This window comes from Microcoleus sp. BROC3 (assembly GCF_036702515.1).
GTDB lineage: Bacteria > Cyanobacteriota > Cyanobacteriia > Cyanobacteriales > Microcoleaceae > Microcoleus.
On the sequence record NZ_JAUBTQ010000073.1, the window covers coordinates 1 to 1,397 of the forward strand.

The following is a 1,397-nucleotide window of genomic DNA, read 5'->3' on the forward strand; positions in this document are numbered from 1 at the left end:
GTCCCGGTGGTGGGACTCGTTGTTGTCCCGGTGGTGGGACTTGTTGTTGTCCCGGTGGTGGGACTCGTTGTTGTCCCGGTGGTGGGACTTGTTGTTGTCCCGGTGGTGGGACTCGTTGTTGTCCCGGTGGTGGGACTTGTTGTTGTCCCGGTGGTGGGACTCGTTGTTGTCCCGGTGGTGGGACTTGTTGTTGTCCCGGTGGTGGGACTCGTTGTTGTCCCGGTGGTGGGACTTGTTGTTGTCCCGGTGGTGGGACTCGTTGTTGTCCCCTGAATGGTGAAGGGATTGTCGTCTACGCGCGGTATTTGAGCTGTAGTGAACCTAGATTCATCTAGCGAGTTCGATCGAACATCAATCAACACCGCCAAAAATTCCCCAGTTCGCCTGTCCCTAATAATCGTGTTGCTAGAATTCGAGCCTTGGCCCTGGAAAATTTCTAACTCGGTAAAGTTCAAACCTCCAGCCAGACCGATCGAATCTCCTACCTTAAAATCTCTAATTAAATCAGCATCGCCGATTTCGCGGCCGCCAGTAGTGAGAAACCCGTTGCCAGCAGGCGACGTGCCCACCCTACCCAGAACAAAGATATCCGATCCGTCGCCTCCTGTCAGAGTATCAGACCCGCGATCGCCAGAAAGAATATCATCCCCAGCATCTCCAGACAGAGAATCATTCCCGTCGCCCCCGAAGATCAGGTCATCACCCTCGCCACCGTCACCAGTATCGTTACCAACACCGCCGGTGATGACATCCCCGCCTTCTTGGCCCAACAAAATATCATTGCCTGCAGCGCCGATCAAGCAGTCGTTACCCGTGTCGCCAAAAACAGTGTCACTGCCCTTGTCGCCAAACATCAGGTCGTCCTCCCCACCTCCGCGCAGACAGTCATTGCCTTTACCGCCGTACACGGTGTCGTTGCCTTCAGAACCCAAGACAATATCGTTACCCTGGTCGCCAAAAGCTACGTCGTTGCCCACATCGCCAGAAACCACGTCATCGCCTTTGCCGCCCCGCGCCGTGTCATTGCCGCGCCCGCCCTCAACGATATCTTTACCTGCCCCGCCGTTGAGAGAATCGTTACCGTCATCGCCCTTGACTATATCGTCCCCGTCCCGACTCAGAAGCGTGTCGTCGCCGCCACCCCCGGAAATCGTGTCATTGAACAAGCTGCCGATTAAATAGTTATCCCCATCATTTCCGACAACTAAGCCATCGACAAAAAGTGGCTCTGGGGGAGGCGTGGGAACTGTCAGAGTTGGTCGCGGCACAGGCGTGACCGAAATCCCCGGGCCCGTCCCCGTCATCGTTGTCGAAGTCCCCGTCATCGTTGTCGAAGTCCCCGTCATCGTCGTCGAAGTCCCCGTCATCGTCGTCGAAGTCCCCGTCATCGTCGTCGA

The 1,397-nt window shown here is 56.3% G+C and carries 1 protein-coding gene; it reads right to left on the bottom strand.

The window, feature by feature from the left end:
* Positions 1–1,397: calcium-binding protein (locus QUB30_RS29640; RefSeq protein WP_333341325.1), on the bottom strand; the 1,397-nt coding region annotated here is incomplete at both ends.